The sequence below is a fragment of the Rhizobium sp. R86522 genome (assembly GCF_042466255.1).
Lineage (GTDB): Bacteria > Pseudomonadota > Alphaproteobacteria > Rhizobiales > Rhizobiaceae > Allorhizobium.
In genome coordinates this window covers 2710667-2726794 of the sequence record NZ_JAXHBX010000001.1, presented here as the reverse complement: position 1 = coordinate 2726794, position 16128 = coordinate 2710667, and the positions used below count along the sequence as shown (strand labels likewise).

General features: G+C 62.7%; 12 protein-coding genes. 8 read left to right on the top strand and 4 right to left on the bottom strand.

Going from position 1 to position 16128, the window contains the following annotated elements; genetic code table 11:
- Positions 1-19 precede the first annotated feature (19 nt).
- Entirely contained in the window at positions 20-2032 is a 2013-nt protein-coding gene (locus SJY08_RS13345; RefSeq protein ID WP_069042027.1) for a PAS-domain containing protein, read from the bottom strand.
- 202 nt (positions 2033-2234) lie between these two features.
- On the opposite strand from SJY08_RS13345, the gene SJY08_RS13340 reads away from it, so the two are divergent.
- From SJY08_RS13340 to SJY08_RS13310, 7 genes are all read left to right on the top strand, one after another.
- The gene (locus tag SJY08_RS13340) at positions 2235-2786 is read left to right on the top strand and encodes a LemA family protein (protein ID WP_054148853.1); all 552 of its coding nucleotides are present in this window, start codon (positions 2235-2237) and stop codon (positions 2784-2786) included.
- Positions 2787-2912: 126 nt separating this feature from the next.
- Positions 2913-4178, top strand: a complete 1266-nt coding sequence (aroA, locus tag SJY08_RS13335) for a 3-phosphoshikimate 1-carboxyvinyltransferase (RefSeq protein ID WP_377276191.1) — start codon at positions 2913-2915, stop codon at positions 4176-4178.
- Positions 4175-6109: a DUF2207 domain-containing protein gene (locus SJY08_RS13330; RefSeq protein ID WP_377276189.1), complete on the top strand. Its 1935-nt coding sequence runs from the start codon at positions 4175-4177 to the stop codon at positions 6107-6109. The genes aroA and SJY08_RS13330 overlap by 4 nt, the downstream gene beginning before the upstream one ends.
- Before the next feature lie 171 nt (positions 6110-6280).
- Positions 6281-8434, top strand: coding sequence for a glycine--tRNA ligase subunit beta (glyS, locus tag SJY08_RS13325; RefSeq protein ID WP_377276187.1), 2154 nt, complete (start codon positions 6281-6283; stop codon positions 8432-8434).
- Positions 8435-8539: 105 nt separating this feature from the next.
- Complete coding sequence (locus SJY08_RS13320; protein ID WP_054148857.1) at positions 8540-8791, top strand: type II toxin-antitoxin system ParD family antitoxin; 252 nt, start codon at positions 8540-8542, stop codon at positions 8789-8791.
- Positions 8784-9083 (top strand): type II toxin-antitoxin system RelE/ParE family toxin, encoded by a 300-nt coding sequence (locus tag SJY08_RS13315; protein WP_377276184.1) that lies wholly within the window; start codon positions 8784-8786, stop codon positions 9081-9083. Before SJY08_RS13320 ends, SJY08_RS13315 begins: the two co-directional genes overlap by 8 nt.
- A complete protein-coding gene (locus SJY08_RS13310; protein WP_377278591.1) occupies positions 9080-9583 on the top strand; it encodes a DUF523 domain-containing protein in 504 nt (167 codons plus the stop codon). The genes SJY08_RS13315 and SJY08_RS13310 overlap by 4 nt, the downstream gene beginning before the upstream one ends.
- 58 nt (positions 9584-9641) lie before the next feature.
- Here the strand turns inward: SJY08_RS13310 and SJY08_RS13305 are convergent, their stop codons facing one another.
- The 3 genes from SJY08_RS13305 to purD all read right to left on the bottom strand — a co-directional run bounded on the left by SJY08_RS13305 (position 9642) and on the right by purD (position 13585).
- Positions 9642-11462, bottom strand: a complete 1821-nt coding sequence (locus SJY08_RS13305) for a methyl-accepting chemotaxis protein (RefSeq protein WP_054148860.1) — start codon at positions 11460-11462, stop codon at positions 9642-9644.
- Between the two features lie 276 nt (positions 11463-11738).
- Positions 11739-12188: a plant virulence effector HPE1-like domain-containing protein gene (locus tag SJY08_RS13300; RefSeq protein WP_377276182.1), complete on the bottom strand. Its 450-nt coding sequence runs from the start codon at positions 12186-12188 to the stop codon at positions 11739-11741.
- 125 nt (positions 12189-12313) lie between these two features.
- Positions 12314-13585 (bottom strand): phosphoribosylamine--glycine ligase, encoded by a 1272-nt coding sequence (gene purD / locus SJY08_RS13295; RefSeq protein WP_377276180.1) that lies wholly within the window; start codon positions 13583-13585, stop codon positions 12314-12316.
- Between the two features lie 173 nt (positions 13586-13758).
- Here purD and SJY08_RS13290 point away from each other — a divergent pair, with 173 nt between their 5' ends.
- Entirely contained in the window at positions 13759-16077 is a 2319-nt protein-coding gene (locus SJY08_RS13290; protein WP_377276178.1) for a Tex family protein, read from the top strand.
- Positions 16078-16128 lie beyond the last annotated feature (51 nt).

Genomic DNA, 16128 nt, shown 5'->3' with positions numbered 1-16128 from the left:
TTCCTTTCTGACCCTTGGTTCAGGCGGCGCTGACCTCCGGCGCCGGTTCGGCAGTGTCTTTGGCTGCAGGTCCCTGGACCGGCAGCACAAGCGTGAAACAGGTGCCCTTTCCCCGTTCGCTTTCGACAAAGATGTCGCCGTCATGCAGGGTCACGATCTGCTTGACGAGCGACAGGCCGATCCCCGTGCCGGCAATGCCGGTCGAGGTGCGGGCGCGGAAATAGGGCTGGAAGAGTTTCGGCACATCCTCCGCGTCGATGCCGACGCCTTCGTCTTTGACTGAGAGAAAGACAAAGCCGTCTTCCTCCCAGCCGCGAATGGTGATGTCGGGCGCGCGCGGCGCATATTTGACGGCGTTGGACAGCAGGTTGGTCAGCACCTGGGAAATCCCCAGCGCATCGCAACGGATGACGGGCGGCAAAGCCTCGATTTCGGCGTCGAACCGGTGATGCTGGGATGAGAGCTTCTGCCGCTTGATGGCCTGCTCGATCAACTTGTGCAGAGAGCAGTCGACCAGTGTCAGCTCGATCTTGCCGGTGTCCATGCGCCCGGCAGACAGGAAGCTCTCCATCAGCACCACCATGCGGGCAACGGCCGATCGGATCTGCTGCGTCTTGTCCGCGAGAAAGCGCGTCTCCATCTCGCCTTTCTTGCGCTGGATGCGTTGCGCAGCACCGTCGATGATCGCGAGCGGCGTGCGGAATTCGTGGCTGGTCATCGCCACGAACTGCCGCTGCATCGCGTTGATGTTCTTCTCCTGCTGCAGTGCCTCTTCCAGCGCTGCTGCCTGGGCGGCGATTTCGGCGGTGCGCTGATGGACCGTTCTTTCGAGCGCGTCGCGGTGGCGGATGAGATCCTTTTCGGCCCGCTTGCGCAGCGTGATGTCGGAGTAACTCAACACATAGCCGCCATTCGACAGCGGCTCCGAGCGCACGGCCAGTACCTTGCCACTTTTGCGTTCGCGCTCAAAGCTGTAGGGCAGGCCGAGTGCTGCCTGCTCAATCCGCTCGCGCACCATGACTTCTGGGTCGCCATCGCCCCATTCTCCGCGGTTGGCATTGTAGCGGAGGATGTCTTCGAACTTGGAACCAGGCGGAAACATCTCCGGCGGAATGTTCATCAGGTCGTAGAGTCGCCGGTTTGCCATCAAGAGCCGCGAGCGATTGTCGAAGACGCCGATCCCGCCGGGAATGGCATCGAACACCTGTTCCAGCAGCCCAAAGGCCTTGCGCTGGTCGGCAGTTGCGATTGCAACCTCGGCAAAGAGGTCGGAGGAGGGGCCGCGGATCCGCCAGACATGCACCTTGACCGGATAGACAGTCCCGTTCCGCCGCCGCTGGATCGCGTCGAAGGTGACGCTCTGGGCAGTGCCTTCGACGAGCGGCATGAGCTTGGCGCGATAATCGAGTTCGGAGATGCCCACCTTGAGCGAAGCAGGTGTCATGCCGGTCAGGGCTTCGCGCGCGTAACCCGTCCGGACACTCGCCGTCGCATTCGTCCGGCTGATAGTGAAGCGCTGCGGCTCGAATATATAGATCTCGTCGGTCGAGAGCTCGACCATGTCGAGAAGGGAAGACGTGCAGCCATTGCGCTGCTGGATGATCGGCCCGATGTCCTGGGCGAGCAGCCGGAGTGCCGACAGGCTTTCCAGATTGATGGGCCTTTCGCTCCGGCTGAAGAAGACGCCGATGCCGAAATCCGGATTGCCGGGCAGGCTAATGGGTATCCAGTAGGGGTGGAGGTCTTCGCGCTCGGCGATACATTCGGGCATGCACACGCCCGGCGGCAGGTCGATCGGCAGGTCCAACTGGTCCGCCGTGTTGTGATGCAGCAGCCGTTGCCGGTCCTGTCCCGCGTCGCGCACATAGATCGCCGCCATCTCCGAAAGATCGAGTTGCGGCAGCGCAGTGATGATCGAAAGAATTTCCTTCAGCGTGTCGCTGAGCCGTCGATCTGGGATCGCCGCCTTCAGAATTTCGCGGCTGGCGAGCAGGGCCCACGAGGGCAGAGTATTCCAGGTCATAGCTTGCATGCGACAGCTCCGCTGCAAAAACCTACCGAATGCTCACATTAGTGGTCTCGGATTAACAGAGCGGCTCCCGTATGTGTCGAATTTGAAGCAAACTTCCATGGCGTTTTCCGGCTCGCCGCCTCGGGCTTGCCGGAACTTCGATCATGACTTTCCCATATTGACCCGCTAACGTGCGGCCATATCAGCTGGGAGCCTGCCATTCATGTTTACGACACTGGCCATCATCGCCGCCATCGGCGCCTACCTCGTCTTCATCTACAACGGTCTGGTCAAGGCCCGGCAGATGGCGGAGGAAGCCTGGTCGGGCATTGATGTGCAGTTGAAGCGCCGGGCAGATCTCATCCCCAATCTGATCGAGACGGTTAAGGGGTATGCCGGCCATGAGAAGGAGACGCTGGAGAACGTCGTCGAATTGCGCAACAAGGCCCAGGCCGTGCCGGCGGGCGATGTCGCTGGCCGCGCCCAGGCCGAAGGCCTGCTCGGGGCGGCGCTGGGCCGGATCATCGCGCTGGCCGAAGCCTATCCGGATCTGAAGGCCAACGAGAATTTCCTCGAGCTGCAGCGTTCGCTCGAAACCGTTGAAGGCGAGATCCAGATGTCGCGCCGCTATTACAATGGCGCGGCCCGCGATCTGAACGTCAAGGTCGAGAGCTTCCCCAACAACCTCGTCGCCGGCCAGTTCGGCTTCTCGAAGAAACCCTATTTCGAGATTGCCAACGAGGCCGACCGTGCGGTACCGACGGTCAAGTTCTGACGTCCACTTCCAGCGGGTTCCGGAAAACTGTTCTAAGGTTTTCCAACCAGAACCCGCGACCGGTTAAACAGGCAAAGCATGCTTCTTTGCAGGCCTGCTGAAGACCATGCATAGAGACTGAGATCAATGACGACTGACAGTGTGACCATCCTTCCGTCCACCCATGCCCTCACCGGCAAGGTGAGCCCTCCGGGTTCGAAATCCATCACTAACCGTGCTTTGCTGCTCGCAGGCCTCGCCAAGGGGACGAGCCGCCTGACCGGCGCGCTGAAGAGCGACGACACCCGCTACATGGCCGAAGCGCTCCGTCAGATGGGCGTCACCGTCGAGGAGCCGGATGCGACCACCTTCGTCGTCACCAGCACGGGCGAGTTGAAGTCGCCTGCGGAACCGCTTTTCCTGGGCAATGCCGGCACAGCCACTCGATTCCTCACCGCAGCACTCGCTTTGGGCAAGGGCCGCTACGTCGTTGATGGCGACGAGCACATGCGCAAGCGGCCGATCAAGCCGCTGGTCGAGGCGCTGCAATCGCTCGGCGTTGCCATCGCCGCGCCCTCCGGTTGCCCTCCGGTCGCGATCGACGCCAACGGCGCTTTCAAGAAGAACCACGTGGTCATCGATGCCGGCCTTTCGAGCCAGTATGTCTCGGCCCTCCAGATGGCGGCGGCCTGCGGTTCGGAGCCGTTCACCATCGAGCTTGCCGGTGCCGATATCGGCGCCCGAGGCTACATCGACCTGACGATGTCGGCCATGCGCGCCTTCGGTGCCAAGGTGGAGCAGCCGACATCGGCCTCCTGGGTCATCCAGCCAACCGGCTATACCGCGACCGATTTCCACATCGAGCCGGATGCCTCTGCCGCCACCTATCTCTGGGGCGCGGAAGTCCTGACCAACGGCCAGATCGATATCGGCACGCCATCGGATGCCTTCACCCAGCCGGACGCAAAGGCCTATGACGTGATCGCCCAGTTCCCGAACATGCCGGCCGTGATCGATGGCAGTCAGATGCAGGATGCGATCCCGACGATTGCCGTGCTCGCCGCCTTCAACGAGACGCCCGTGCGCTTCGTTGGCATCGAGAACTTGCGCGTCAAGGAATGCGACCGCATCCGCGCCGTCTCCACTGGCCTCAACAACATCCGCGCGGGCCTGGCCAAGGAAGAGGGCGACGACCTCGTGGTCTTCTCCGATCCGTCGCTATCAGGCCAGTCGCTTCCAGCCTCCATAGACACCTTCGCCGATCACCGCATTGCCATGAGCTTTGCGCTCGCGGGTCTCAAGATCCGCGACATCACCATCCTCGACCCCGGCTGTGTCGCCAAGACCTATCCCGCCTACTGGGATGCGCTCGCCTCACTCGGCGTCGAACTCGTCAGGAACGATCCGAAATGACCTCACTGCTTCGCCTGTGCTCCGCCTTCCTTCTCCTCATCTGGATGGCATGCGGCGCGCAGGCTGAAGAGGTCATCCGCGACTACCACGCCGATATCGTGGTCCTGCCCGACGCTACGATCGAGGTGACGGAAACGATCACCGTCAATGCCGAGGGCAACGAGATCAGGCGCGGAATTTTCCGCGACTTCCCGCTTTATGCGCAGGATGCGCGGGGCTTTCGCCAGAAGGTCGATTTCGAGCTGATTTCGGTTGAACGGGACGGTCGGCCGGAGGCCAACCATACCGAAACCGTCTCCGGCGGCATCCGCATCTATACCGGCTCAGCCGACGTCTTCCTCCAGCCAGGCGAATACACCTACACCATAACCTACCGGACCGGCCGGCAGATCCGTTACTTCGACGATCACGACGAGCTCTATTGGAACGTGACAGGCAATGGCTGGCTCTTCCCGATCGATCGCGCGGGCGCGACCGTCACGCTTCCAGATGATGCCGTTCCGACAAGAACCACCGTCTACACCGGTCCATCGGGTTCCACCGCTCAGAACGCCCGTGAAATCCCGGGATCGAACGGTCTCGAATTCCAGACCACGCAGCCACTGAGCCCGAACGAAGGCCTGACCATCGTGCTCGCCTTCGACAAGGGCGTGGTGGCAGCGCCCTCGTCGGAAGACAGCACCTGGTGGTTCATCCGCGACAACCTCAACACCATCATCGGCTTCGGCGGCCTGGCCGTCATCTTCCTCTATTACCTGCGCTCCTGGGTCGCCGTCGGCCGCGATCCGCCAAAAGGTATCGTGGTCCCCCGCTGGGATCCGCCGGAAGGCATCTCTCCTGCGCTCGTTAATTACATCGATAACAAAGGCTTCTCAGGTGCCGGCTGGACAGCACTTTCCGCCGCAGCACTCAATCTCGCAGTTGCTGGCTATGTCGAGCTCGATGATCTCGACAGCAGCATCACCATCCGCCGCACGAAGAAGACCGTCACCAGCAAGCTGCAGTCCGGTGAGGCTGCTCTGATTGCGGAAATTCCGTCAAGCGGCGACACGCTCGTCATCGACAAGGCCAACGGCAAAAAGGTGCAATCGGTCGGCAGCCGCTTCCGCCAGGCGATCGAGAAGGAACACCGCAACAAGTACTACAATGGCAATCCCGGCTACACTTCGCTCGGCATCGGCCTCTCGATTGCCGTGGTCGCAGCACTTTTCATTTTCGGAGACCTCGACGAGGACGTCTATGCGCTGATCTTCGTGCCGACCTTCTTCTCGGTGTTCTTCGGTACTTTCACCATCGGGCTGGTCAACTCGTTCAGGCGGGGCCGCTCTCTCTTCAGCAAGATCATCGCCGTCCTGGCGCTGGCCCTGATCGGCTTTGTCGCGCTCTCCACCATGAGCCTGATGCTGATCTCCATGTGGATGGACCTCGAATCCACCCACCAATTCCCGGTGCTCATCGCCTTCGGTGGCATCCTCCTGGTCAACCTGCTCTTCTTCTTCCTGATGGGCGCGCCGACGCCGCTCGGCCGCAAGCTGATGGACGGCATCGAGGGCCTGCGCATTTATCTGACATTGGCCGAAAAGGACCGGATGAACATGGCCGGCGCGCCGACGATGTCGCCCAGCCATTTCGAAAAGCTCCTGCCTTACGCGGTGGCCCTCGGCGTCGAAAAGCCCTGGTCGCGGACCTTCGAAACCTGGCTCGCAACCGCTGCCGCAGGCGCCGCGACCGCCGCCTACAGCCCCGGCTGGTACCACGGCAGCAATCCCGGCGGGTTCGGTGACCGCATCGGCGGCTTCTCGTCTTCCATGGCCTCGACGATCGCCTCCACCATCCCGACACCGCCTCCTTCCAGCTCCTCGTCCTCGTCAGGCTTCTCCGGCGGCTCCTCCGGCGGTGGCGGCGGCGGCGGTGGCGGGGGAGGGTGGTAGCCATCCACCTCCCCCTTGAGGGGGGAGGTCGCGCGTAACGCGCGGGTGGGGGTGATCCCCTGGCCGCCGCCTGATCCACCCGCCATTTTGCGCCGATCCATGGATGACTTTTGTCGCAGGGCTTGCTAAGTCCGCCGCAGCCTCAAGCAACATCTCGAAAAGTCAGACCCGATGCCCGATCTCCTGCTCGAACTCCGCTCCGAAGAAATCCCCGCCCGCATGCAGCGCAAGGCGGCTGGCGATCTGAAGAAGATGGTCACCGATGCGCTTGTCGATGCGGGTCTCACCTATGAGGGTGCACGCGAATACTGGACGCCCCGGCGCCTGACGCTGGATATCCGTGGCCTAACCGCCCGTTCCGCCGACATCAAGGAAGAGAAGAAGGGCCCAAGCGTCTCGGCGCCTCAAGGAGCGATCGACGGCTTCCTGCGCGGCGCTGGCCTCACCTCGATCGACCAGGCCATCATCAAGACCGATCCGAAGAAGGGCGATTTCTACGTCGCCTATCTGGAAAAGCCCGGCCGTGCGGCCGAAGAAATCATCGCCGATGTCATGCCCGGCATTATCAGGGCTTTCCCCTGGCCGAAGTCGATGCGCTCCGGTTTCGCCTCCATGCCCAAGGGATCCGGCTATGGCGGCATCGAGGGTAAGGGCATGGAAAGCCTGCGCTGGGTGCGCCCGCTGCAATCGATCATCTGCACCTTCGGCCCCGAACATGACGAAGTGCAGGTCATCCCCTTCGAGATTGACGGCATCGTGGCTTCCAACGTCACCTATGGCCACCGCTTCCACGCGCCCGACGCCATCACCGTCAAGCGTTTCGACGATTACGTCTCGAGCCTCGAACGCGCCAAGGTCATCCTCGATGCCGAGCGCCGCAAGGACATGATCCTGCATGACGCCCGCGACATCGCCTTTGCCAATGGCCTCGACCTGGTCGAGGACGAGGGCCTGCTGGAGGAAGTCTCCGGTCTCGTCGAATGGCCGCAGGTTCTGCTCGGCACGTTTGAAGAGGATTACCTCTCGATCCCGGCCGAGATCATCCGCCTGACGATCAAGACCAACCAGAAGTGTTTTGTCGTGCGCCCGCAGGGTGAGACGGACAAGCTCTCCAACCATTTCATCCTGATCTCCAACATCCAGGCCACCGACGGCGGCCGCGAGATCATGCATGGCAATGGCAAGGTCGTGCGCGCCCGCCTGTCGGATGCCCTGCATTTCTGGAAGCGCGACCAGGGCGACCTGCCGGACCTCGACACGCTGAAGGCCTCGGCCGCCAAGTTCGACCTTGACCTGAAGAAGCCGCTCGACCAGCGCATGGCCAAGCTCGATGCGCTGAACGTCACCTTCCACGCCAAGCTCGGCACGCAAGGCGAGCGCGTCGCGCGCATCCGGGCGCTGGCCAAGGTGCTGGCTCCGATCGTGGGCGCCGATGCCGCCCTCGTCGACCGCGCCGTGGTGCTGGCGAAAGCCGACCTGCGCACCGAAGCCGTCGGCGAATTCCCCGAACTCCAGGGCGCGATGGGCCGCAAGTACGCGCTCCTGCAGGGTGAAGTCGCCTCTGTTGCTGCCGCGATCGAAGATCACTGGAAGCCGAATGGCCCTTCCGACCGCCTGCCGGAAGACAAGGTCGGCCTGACGGTCGCGCTTGCCGACAAGCTCGACACGCTCGTCGGCTTCTGGGCCATCGACGAAAAGCCGACCGGTTCGAAGGATCCTTATGCGCTGCGTCGCGCGGCACTCGGCGTCGTGCGCATGATCCTGGAGAAGGGTATCCGGCTGCCGATCGCATCGGTCGCCAAGGATGCCGACCTCCTCTCCTTCTTCCACGACCGCCTCAAGGTCTATCTGCGCGACCAAGGCGCCCGCCACGACATCATCGATGCCGTGCTGACGCCCGATGCCGACGACCTCCTGATGGTTGCCCGCAAGGCCGAAGCCTTGACCGCCTTCATCACCTCGGAAGACGGCCTGAACCTCTTGGCCGGCACCAAGCGCGCCACCCAGTTGCTGGCAGCCGAAGAGAAGAAGGGCACCGTCGTCGCCGATGGCGTCTCGGAAGCGCTGTTGAAGCTCGACGCGGAAAAGTCCCTCTTTGCCGCCATCCAGTCCGCCTCGAAATCCGCCGCCGAGGCCGTGGCATCGGAAGACTTCCGCTCCGCCATGCAGGCGCTCTCCACCTTGCGTGGCCCGGTAGACAAGTTCTTCGAGGACGTCCTGGTCAACGACGAGGACGCCGCCATCCGCGCCAACCGCCTGGCGCTCCTGAAGGCGATCCGCGAGGCGACTGCAACGGTCGCCGACTTCTCCAAGATCACAGGCTGATGATTTGAGACCCCGCTTCGGCGGGGTTTTTCATTTCCAGTGACCGTTTTCTGACCGCGATATCTTGTGTTATTCTTGACGCGAAGAAAGCCGGAGGCCACTCGCATGAACAAGCCCGTCCAGGTGACCATCGCTGAGCCCTTTGACAGCTTCATCGACGCCCAGCTCGAAAGCGGCCAGTTTAAGTCGGCGCAAGAGGTGGTCGAAGCCGGTCTGCAGCTTTTGAAGGAGGAGCAGGCCAGGGTCGAATGGCTGCGCAACGCGCTGATCGAGGGGGAAAACAGTGGGCCCTCCGTTTCTTTCGATCCAGAAGATCTCATGACTTCCGTTCGCGAAAGATGGAAAAGCCGTGGCTGAGATCCGGCTCAGTCCGGCCGCACGCCAGGATTTTCTCGAAATCGGTGACTACACGCGGGATCGATGGTCTGAGGCTCAAGCCGAGCGATACCTCAGGCAGATCCTTGCGATGATCGGGGAAATCGGAGTCCATCCGTTTTCAGGCAGCGAGGTACCTTCATTGCGGCCTGGTTACCGCCGCAGGCGTTGCGGCTCACATCTGATCTTCTACGTCATTCTGGAGGATAGCATGGTGGAAGTTGTGCGCATCATTCACGAGCGAGCCGACTATCTGGGTAAACTGGACGACTGACCTTGATGCCCCCCAAAATCCTCATAAGCGCCTGCCTGCTCGGGCGCCCTGTCCGTTACGACGGCAAGGGCAAGCCCCTCCACGATCCCCTGATTGAGCGTTGGAAGACCGAGGGCCGGCTCGTCGGTTACTGCCCCGAACAGGCCGGCGGCCTGCCGACGCCACGTCCACCCGCTGAAATCGAAGGCGGCAAAAACGGTGACGATGTCCTTGCCGGTCGGGCCCGGGTGTTGGAAGTGACAGGCGGCGATGTCACTGCGGAATTTATCGAGGGTGGCCGCAAGGCCGTGGCCTTCGCCCGCGCGCAGGATTGCCGCTTCGCGCTCCTCATCGACGGCAGCCCATCCTGTGGATCCGGCTTCATCTATGACGGCTCGTTTTCCGGCACCCGCCATCCCGGTTTTGGCGTCACGGCAGCCCTGATGCGTCAGGCCGGCATCGACGTCTTCTCCGACCTGGAACTCGACAAGCTCGAAGCACACATCAAAAGCATCCGCTGAAACGAGAAAGGCCGCCGGATTGCTCCGGCGGCCTTGTGTTCATGGATGCGGTGTTCGCTCAGCTCGCCATGCGATACTGCGGCTGGCCAGCACCAGCCTGGCTGGTCTTGAAGCTGCGGATCAGGTCCAGCAGGTCGCCGGTATCGTTGGCGAGAACCTCGGCCGAGGCCGTGGTTTCCTCGGCCATCGCCGCATTCTGCTGGGTTGCCGTATCGAGCTGGTTGACCGCGGACGAGATCGACCGAAGCGTCGTGTCCTGCTCCTGGGCGCTGTGCGAGATCTTCGAGACGATGTCGTTGGCGCTGGCGATCTGGTCGGAGATGCGCTTCAGCGCTTCGCCGGTCTGGCCGACCAGCTGCACGCCCTGTTCGACCTGAGCCGACGAGCGGGCGATCTGGTCCTTGATCTCCTTGGCGGCAGCCGCCGAGCGCTGGGCAAGCTCGCGAACTTCCTGCGCAACGACGGCGAAGCCCTTGCCGCTTTCGCCCGCACGGGCCGCCTCGACACCGGCGTTCAGTGCAAGCAGGTTGGTCTGGAAGGCGATTTCGTCGATCACGCCGATGATCTTGGTGATCTCGGCGGAAGACTGCTCGATGCCGCTCATGGCGTTGATCGCCTTGGTAACGATCTCGTCACTCTGGCGGGCCTCGTCGCTAACCGTGCCGACGCGATTAGCCGCTTCCCGCGCACCATCCGCCGTCTGGCGAACTGCGACGGTCAGCTCGTCGAGGGCGGCAGACGTCTCCTCAAGATTGGCGGCCTGACGTTCGGTGCGGGTGGCAAGTTCACCCGAGGCCCGACGGATCTCTTCCTTCGATACGGCAATATCGTTGCCCTTGAGGTTGACGCGGGCCATGGCCTCTTCGAGACGGGCGAGCGCATCGTTGAAGTTGTCACGGAGTGCCGCATATTTCGGGCCCAGATCGGCGCAACGCACCGTCAGGTCGCCATGGGCGAGCTGTTCCAGCGACTGGCCGATGGTCGAAACGACATGCGCCTGCTGGCGAGCTTCAGCAAGCTGCGCTTCGGCATTCTGGCTGCGTTCGCTGTCGAGTTCGCGTTTCTGCTCTTCCTGGCGGGCGGCGAGCGCATGGCGCTCGCGCACCTTGTCCTGCAGGCTCTTCGTGGCGGTCGCCATCATGCCGATCTCGTTGCTGAGGTCGGTATGCGGGATGGCAATGTTGACATTCTCGTCGGCCACGGCTTCCAGCGCGTCATGGATCGCCTTGAGCGGGGTGGTGATGTTGCGGATGACGAAATAGGCCGCGATCAGAGCAAGGAAGAAGATCCCGGCGGACATGCCGACCGTCTTCATGATGCTGGACCGGATCTCGGCCTTCAGGTCGTCGGTATAGAGGCCCGTGACAACGACGAGGTTCCAGGGCTCGAACGCCTTGCCGTAAGCGGCCTTCGGGAAGCTGTAATCGTTCGGATCCTGGCCCGGCTTGGGACCGATGAACTCTACGAAACCGCCGCCGGCGCGACCGAGCTTGACCAGTTCGTCGCGGTAGAGGAAGCCGTTGGGGTCGCCCTTGCCCTTGCCGGAATTGCCGACCAGTTTGGTATTGGGATGAAAGACCATCACGACGTCGTAGTCATAGGCGAAGAAATAGCCGTCCGGCTCGAAGCGCATCTTTCCAACCTGCCCGTAAGCGAGCTTCTGGGCCTCCTCGACGGAGAACTCGCCAGCCGCGGCGCGGTCGTTGTAGTCCTTCATGACCGAGAGCGCCGATTCCACCTGTGTTCTCAGAAGTTCATAGCGCTGCTGGTAGATGGTCTCGGTGGAGGAACGGACCTGCAGATAAGTGGCGGCGGCAAAAGCCGCCATCAGGCCACCGATCAGCAAGATCAGCTGGAAGGAAATCCGGAGGTTTTTCATGGGCGAGGGAGCTTTCGTCTGTCGTGCGGTTCGGGCGCCAGGGAGGTGGAACAGTCGAACGGATCGGCACGTCATGTCCCGAGTATTTGCAAGACAGCCTCGCCTTTAAAGATTTAAATGAATTTAAGCGTCCACAGATGCGGCGATATGAAAAAACACCGATGATATATGGGGGAGGGGCTCACGGCATAACGCCCGGGACTGGGCCGGGCGTTATGTCCGTGTCGACCACGAGAGACCGCCGCGCCCGGATCGTTAGGCGGGCGGATGGGGGGATTAGTTTAGACGCAGGTCGAAGCCTGCCAGCGCCGGTGCCTTGTGGGTCTCGATCGGTGCATCGACGGCGGCGGTCGTTGCGCCATGGTCGATTTCGTTGACTGCGGGCAGGCCGCCTGCGACGATAGTCGAGCCGTCGGTGGCCCAGCCTGTCGCGGATGTGTAGACCACGACGGGCGAGCCGCCGAGCCAGCTCTCCACCCGCTTCAGCTTCTTTTCGCCATCTACATCGACCACTTCCGCGGTCTGGCTGCCGCTTGGAACGGTGGGGACCTGATAATCTGTCCGTCCGACCCGCGCAGCGGGCGGCGGGCAGTGGGCGCAATCGATCGTCAGAATGCTCGGCTGGCTCGTGGAAAGTCCGGTCACGGTCGAGATCGAACCGGCCTGAGCCGGCATGGCAAGCGCCGAGACGGCAAGCATCATGGATGTCGAAACGATGAAACGCATCACGTTATTCCCCGATTGTTGGGATGAACATTAGCGATCGTTTCTTTCGATCCGGTCAGGAGCTTTGGTAAAATTTGAACGAATGATCGATTTCATGCTCCCGGCAGTGGGAGAGCGCTTGCCCGTCAGGCCTTTTCGCGCTCGATCGCCCGCCAGCCGATGTCGCGGCGGCAGAAGCCGTTCTCCCATTTTACGGCATCAACCAGGCCATAGGCCGCAGCCTGAGCCTCGGCTACGCTCGTGCCGCGGGCCGTGGCGTTGAGCACACGTCCACCCGTTGCCACCAGCTGGCCGTCTTTGATCGCCGTTCCCGCATGAAAGACCTTGGCACCATGGCGCGCCTCAGGAAGCGAGGCAATCGGCGTCGCCTTGTCATAGGCACCCGGATAGCCTTTGGACGCCAGCACCACGGTCAGTGCCGGGTCCTCGCTCCACTCGGCCGTCACTTGATCCAGCGTGCCGGTGGCCGAGGCATGGAGGATGGCCAAAAGATCGCTCTTCAGCCGCATCATCAGCACCTGGCATTCCGGATCGCCAAAGCGGACATTGTATTCGATCAGTTCGGGACCCTTCTCGGTGATCATCAGCCCGGCGAAGAACACGCCCTGGAAGGGGTGGCCCATCTCGGCCATGCCGCGCATCGTCGGCTCGATGATCTCCTTCATCGTCCGTTCGACCATCTCAGGTGTCATCACAGGTGCCGGCGAATAGGCGCCCATGCCGCCGGTATTCGGCCCGGTATCGCCGTCGCCCACACGCTTGTGGTCCTGGGCAGTCGCGAGGGCCAAAAGCGACTTGCCGTCTGAAAGGCAGAAGAAGCTCGCTTCCTCGCCATCGAGAAACGCCTCGACCACGACTTCCGCACCGGCTGCCCCAAAGGCGCCCTCGAAGCAGTCGTCGATGGCGCTGAGCGCCTCATCCAGCGTCATGGCAACCGTCACGCCCTTGCCAGCGGCAAGCCCATCGGCCTTGATGACGATCGGCGCGCCTTGTTCGCGCACATAGGCCTTGGCTTTTGGCGCATTGTTGAAGCGCAGATAGGCGCCGGTCGGAATGTTGAAGCGCGCGCAGACATCCTTGGTGAAGCCCTTGGAGCCCTCAAGCTGGGCCGCCGCCGCCGACGGCCCGAAGACCGCGATGCCTGCCTCGCGCAACCGGTCGGCAATGCCGGCGACCAGAGGTGCCTCCGGCCCGACGACAACAAAGTCGATCGCCTTGTCCTTGCAGAACTGCACGACCGCGCCGTGATCCTCGATATCGAGCGAGACAAGCTCCGCCTCTTCCTCGATGCCGGGATTGCCAGGCGCTGCATAGAGCTTGGTCAGCAGCGGCGACTGGGCAATCTTCCAGGCAAGCGCATGTTCGCGTCCACCCGACCCGATCAACAGAACCTTCATCGCCAGCCTCCAGTGCCACAAGGGAATGCCCGGCGGTTAAGGGGGAAGGGGAGAAAGGTCAAGCCGAATTGACCTTGGATGGCCCTGCTTTCCTGTGAAGTGGGGCGGATGCCCGTTGCCTTGCCGCATTCGCCCGCTATGGTCCGCACCCTGAATGAATGAATGGAACACCCATGGCCGACGACATCAGATCCATTGCCGCCCTCATCGCCACCGAGATCAATGCCCGTCCCGACCAGGTCACAGCGGCGGTCGGCCTGCTGGACGAGGGTGCCACGGTTCCCTTCATCGCCCGCTACCGCAAGGAAGTGACCGGCGGCCTGGATGACACGCAGCTGCGCAACCTCGCCGAACGGCTGATCTATCTGCGCGAGCTTGCCGCGCGTCGCAAATCGATTTTTGAGAGCATCGACGGCCAGGGCAAGATGACCGACGAGCTCGCCCGCAAGATCGCTCAGGTCACCACCAAGGCCGAGCTCGAAGATCTTTATCTGCCTTACAAGCCGAAGCGCCGCACCCGCGCCGAGATCGCCCGCGAAAAGGGTCTGCAGCCGCTCGCCGACGCGATCCTCGCCGACCGCACGAGCGACCCGCAGAAGCTGGCTACGGCCTACATCACCGAGGAAGTCCTCGACGTGAAGGCAGCGCTTGAAGGCGCCCGCGACATCATCGCCGAGCAGATCTCGGAAAATGCCGATCTCATTGGCCGCCTGCGCAACGACATGAAGGATCGTGCGATCCTTTATTCGAAGCTCGTCGACGGCAAGGCCGAGGCCGGCGCCAAATTCTCGGACTACTTCGACCATTTCGAACGCTGGGCGACTGTGCCCGGCCACCGTGCGCTCGCCATGCTGCGCGGCTGGAACGAGGAGTTCCTGTCGCTCTCGATCGAGGTCGACCGTGACGACACGTCCCCTGTTAAAACCAGCCAGCGCATGATCGCCGCCGCCTATCAGGTCGCCGGCAAAGGCCCCGCCGACCAGTGGCTGCTGGAGGTTGCCGGCTGGACATGGCGGGTGAAGCTCTCCGTGTCGCTGTCGCTCGACCTGATGCGCGATCTGCGTGAACGCTCCGAGGAAGAGGCGATCCACGTCTTCGCCCGAAACCTGAAAGACCTGCTGCTCGCCGCCCCCGCAGGCTCTCGCCCGACCATGGGCCTTGACCCTGGCATCCGCACCGGCGTCAAGGTCGCCGTCATCGATGGCACCGGCAAGGTGGTCGAGACGACCACCGTCTATCCTTTCCAGCCGCGCAACGACATCCGCGGCAGCCAGACCGAACTCGCCAGCCTCATCCGCAAGCACAATGTCGAGCTGATCTCGATCGGCAACGGCACCGGCAGCCGCGAGACGGAAAAGCTGGTGGCCGATATGCTCGCCCAGTTCCCCGCGACCGCCCCGAAGCCGACAAAGGTCATCGTCTCGGAAGCCGGCGCCTCCGTCTATTCAGCCTCGGAAACGGCGGCCAAGGAATTCCCCAATCTCGACGTCTCCCTACGCGGCGCCGTCTCGATTGCCCGTCGCCTGCAGGACCCGCTGGCCGAACTCGTCAAGATCGAGCCGAAGTCGATCGGCGTCGGCCAGTACCAGCACGATGTTGATCAGGGCCGCCTCGGGCGCTCGCTGGATGCCGTTGTCGAAGACGCGGTGAATGCCGTCGGTGTCGATGTGAACACGGCGTCCGCCCCGCTGCTCGCCCGCGTCTCGGGCCTCGGCAAGACGACGGCGGAGGCCATCGTCGCCCATCGCGACGAGACCGGCCCCTTCGGCAGCCGCAAGGATCTCCTGAAAGTGCCGCGCCTCGGCGCCCGCACGTTTGAGCAATGCGCCGGCTTCCTGCGTATCCCGAACGGCAAGGAGCCGCTCGACGCCTCCTCCGTCCACCCGGAAGCCTATGGCGTGGCGAAGAAGATCGTCGCCGCCTGTGGCCGCGACCTGCGCTCGCTGATGGGCGACAGCGCGACGCTGAAAGGCCTCGATCCGAAGCGCTTTATCGACGAGCAGTTCGGTCTGCCGACGGTCAAGGACATCATTGCCGAATTGGAAAAGCCGGGTCGCGACCCGCGTCCAAGCTTCAAGACCGCCACCTTTGCCGAGGGCGTTGATGAAATCACCGATCTCAAGGTCGGCATGACGCTGGAAGGCACCGTGACCAATGTCGCCGCCTTCGGCGCCTTCGTCGATATCGGTGTGCATCAGGATGGACTGGTCCACGTCTCGCAGCTTGCCGATCGCTTCGTCAAGGATCCGCATGAGGTGGTGAAGGCAGGCGATGTCGTGAAGGTCCGCGTCGTCGAGGTCGACGTCAAGCGCAAGCGCATTGCCCTCACCATGCGGAAAGACGGCGGCGAGGCGCAACAGCCCTCGATGCGCGGCGATGCCAAGGGCAATGCCAGCGCCATGAAGCATTCCAACGCTCGCCCGCCGAAGCCGGAACAGCCTGCGATGGGTGGTCTGGGTGCGGCGCTTGCCGAGGCCATGCGCAAGAAATAGCATAAAGAAACAGGCCGGAGCTCATCACTCCGGCCTGCCCATCGCCCCTCG

What these genes read in the sequence shown, in the direction of transcription:
- purD (WP_377276180.1), bottom strand. Translation starts at nt 13,585, where the DNA reads ATGAAGGTTCTGTTGATCGGGTCGGGTGGACGCGAACATGCGCTTGCC.
- glyS (WP_377276187.1), top strand. Translation starts at nt 6,281, where the DNA reads ATGCCCGATCTCCTGCTCGAACTCCGCTCCGAAGAAATCCCCGCCCGC.
- SJY08_RS13320 (WP_054148857.1), top strand. Translation starts at nt 8,540, where the DNA reads ATGAACAAGCCCGTCCAGGTGACCATCGCTGAGCCCTTTGACAGCTTC.
- aroA (WP_377276191.1), top strand. Translation starts at nt 2,913, where the DNA reads ATGACGACTGACAGTGTGACCATCCTTCCGTCCACCCATGCCCTCACC.
- SJY08_RS13340 (WP_054148853.1), top strand. Translation starts at nt 2,235, where the DNA reads ATGTTTACGACACTGGCCATCATCGCCGCCATCGGCGCCTACCTCGTC.
- SJY08_RS13330 (WP_377276189.1), top strand. Translation starts at nt 4,175, where the DNA reads ATGACCTCACTGCTTCGCCTGTGCTCCGCCTTCCTTCTCCTCATCTGG.
- SJY08_RS13290 (WP_377276178.1), top strand. Translation starts at nt 13,759, where the DNA reads ATGGCCGACGACATCAGATCCATTGCCGCCCTCATCGCCACCGAGATC.
- SJY08_RS13300 (WP_377276182.1), bottom strand. Translation starts at nt 12,188, where the DNA reads ATGCGTTTCATCGTTTCGACATCCATGATGCTTGCCGTCTCGGCGCTT.
- SJY08_RS13305 (WP_054148860.1), bottom strand. Translation starts at nt 11,462, where the DNA reads ATGAAAAACCTCCGGATTTCCTTCCAGCTGATCTTGCTGATCGGTGGC.
- SJY08_RS13345 (WP_069042027.1), bottom strand. Translation starts at nt 2,032, where the DNA reads ATGCAAGCTATGACCTGGAATACTCTGCCCTCGTGGGCCCTGCTCGCC.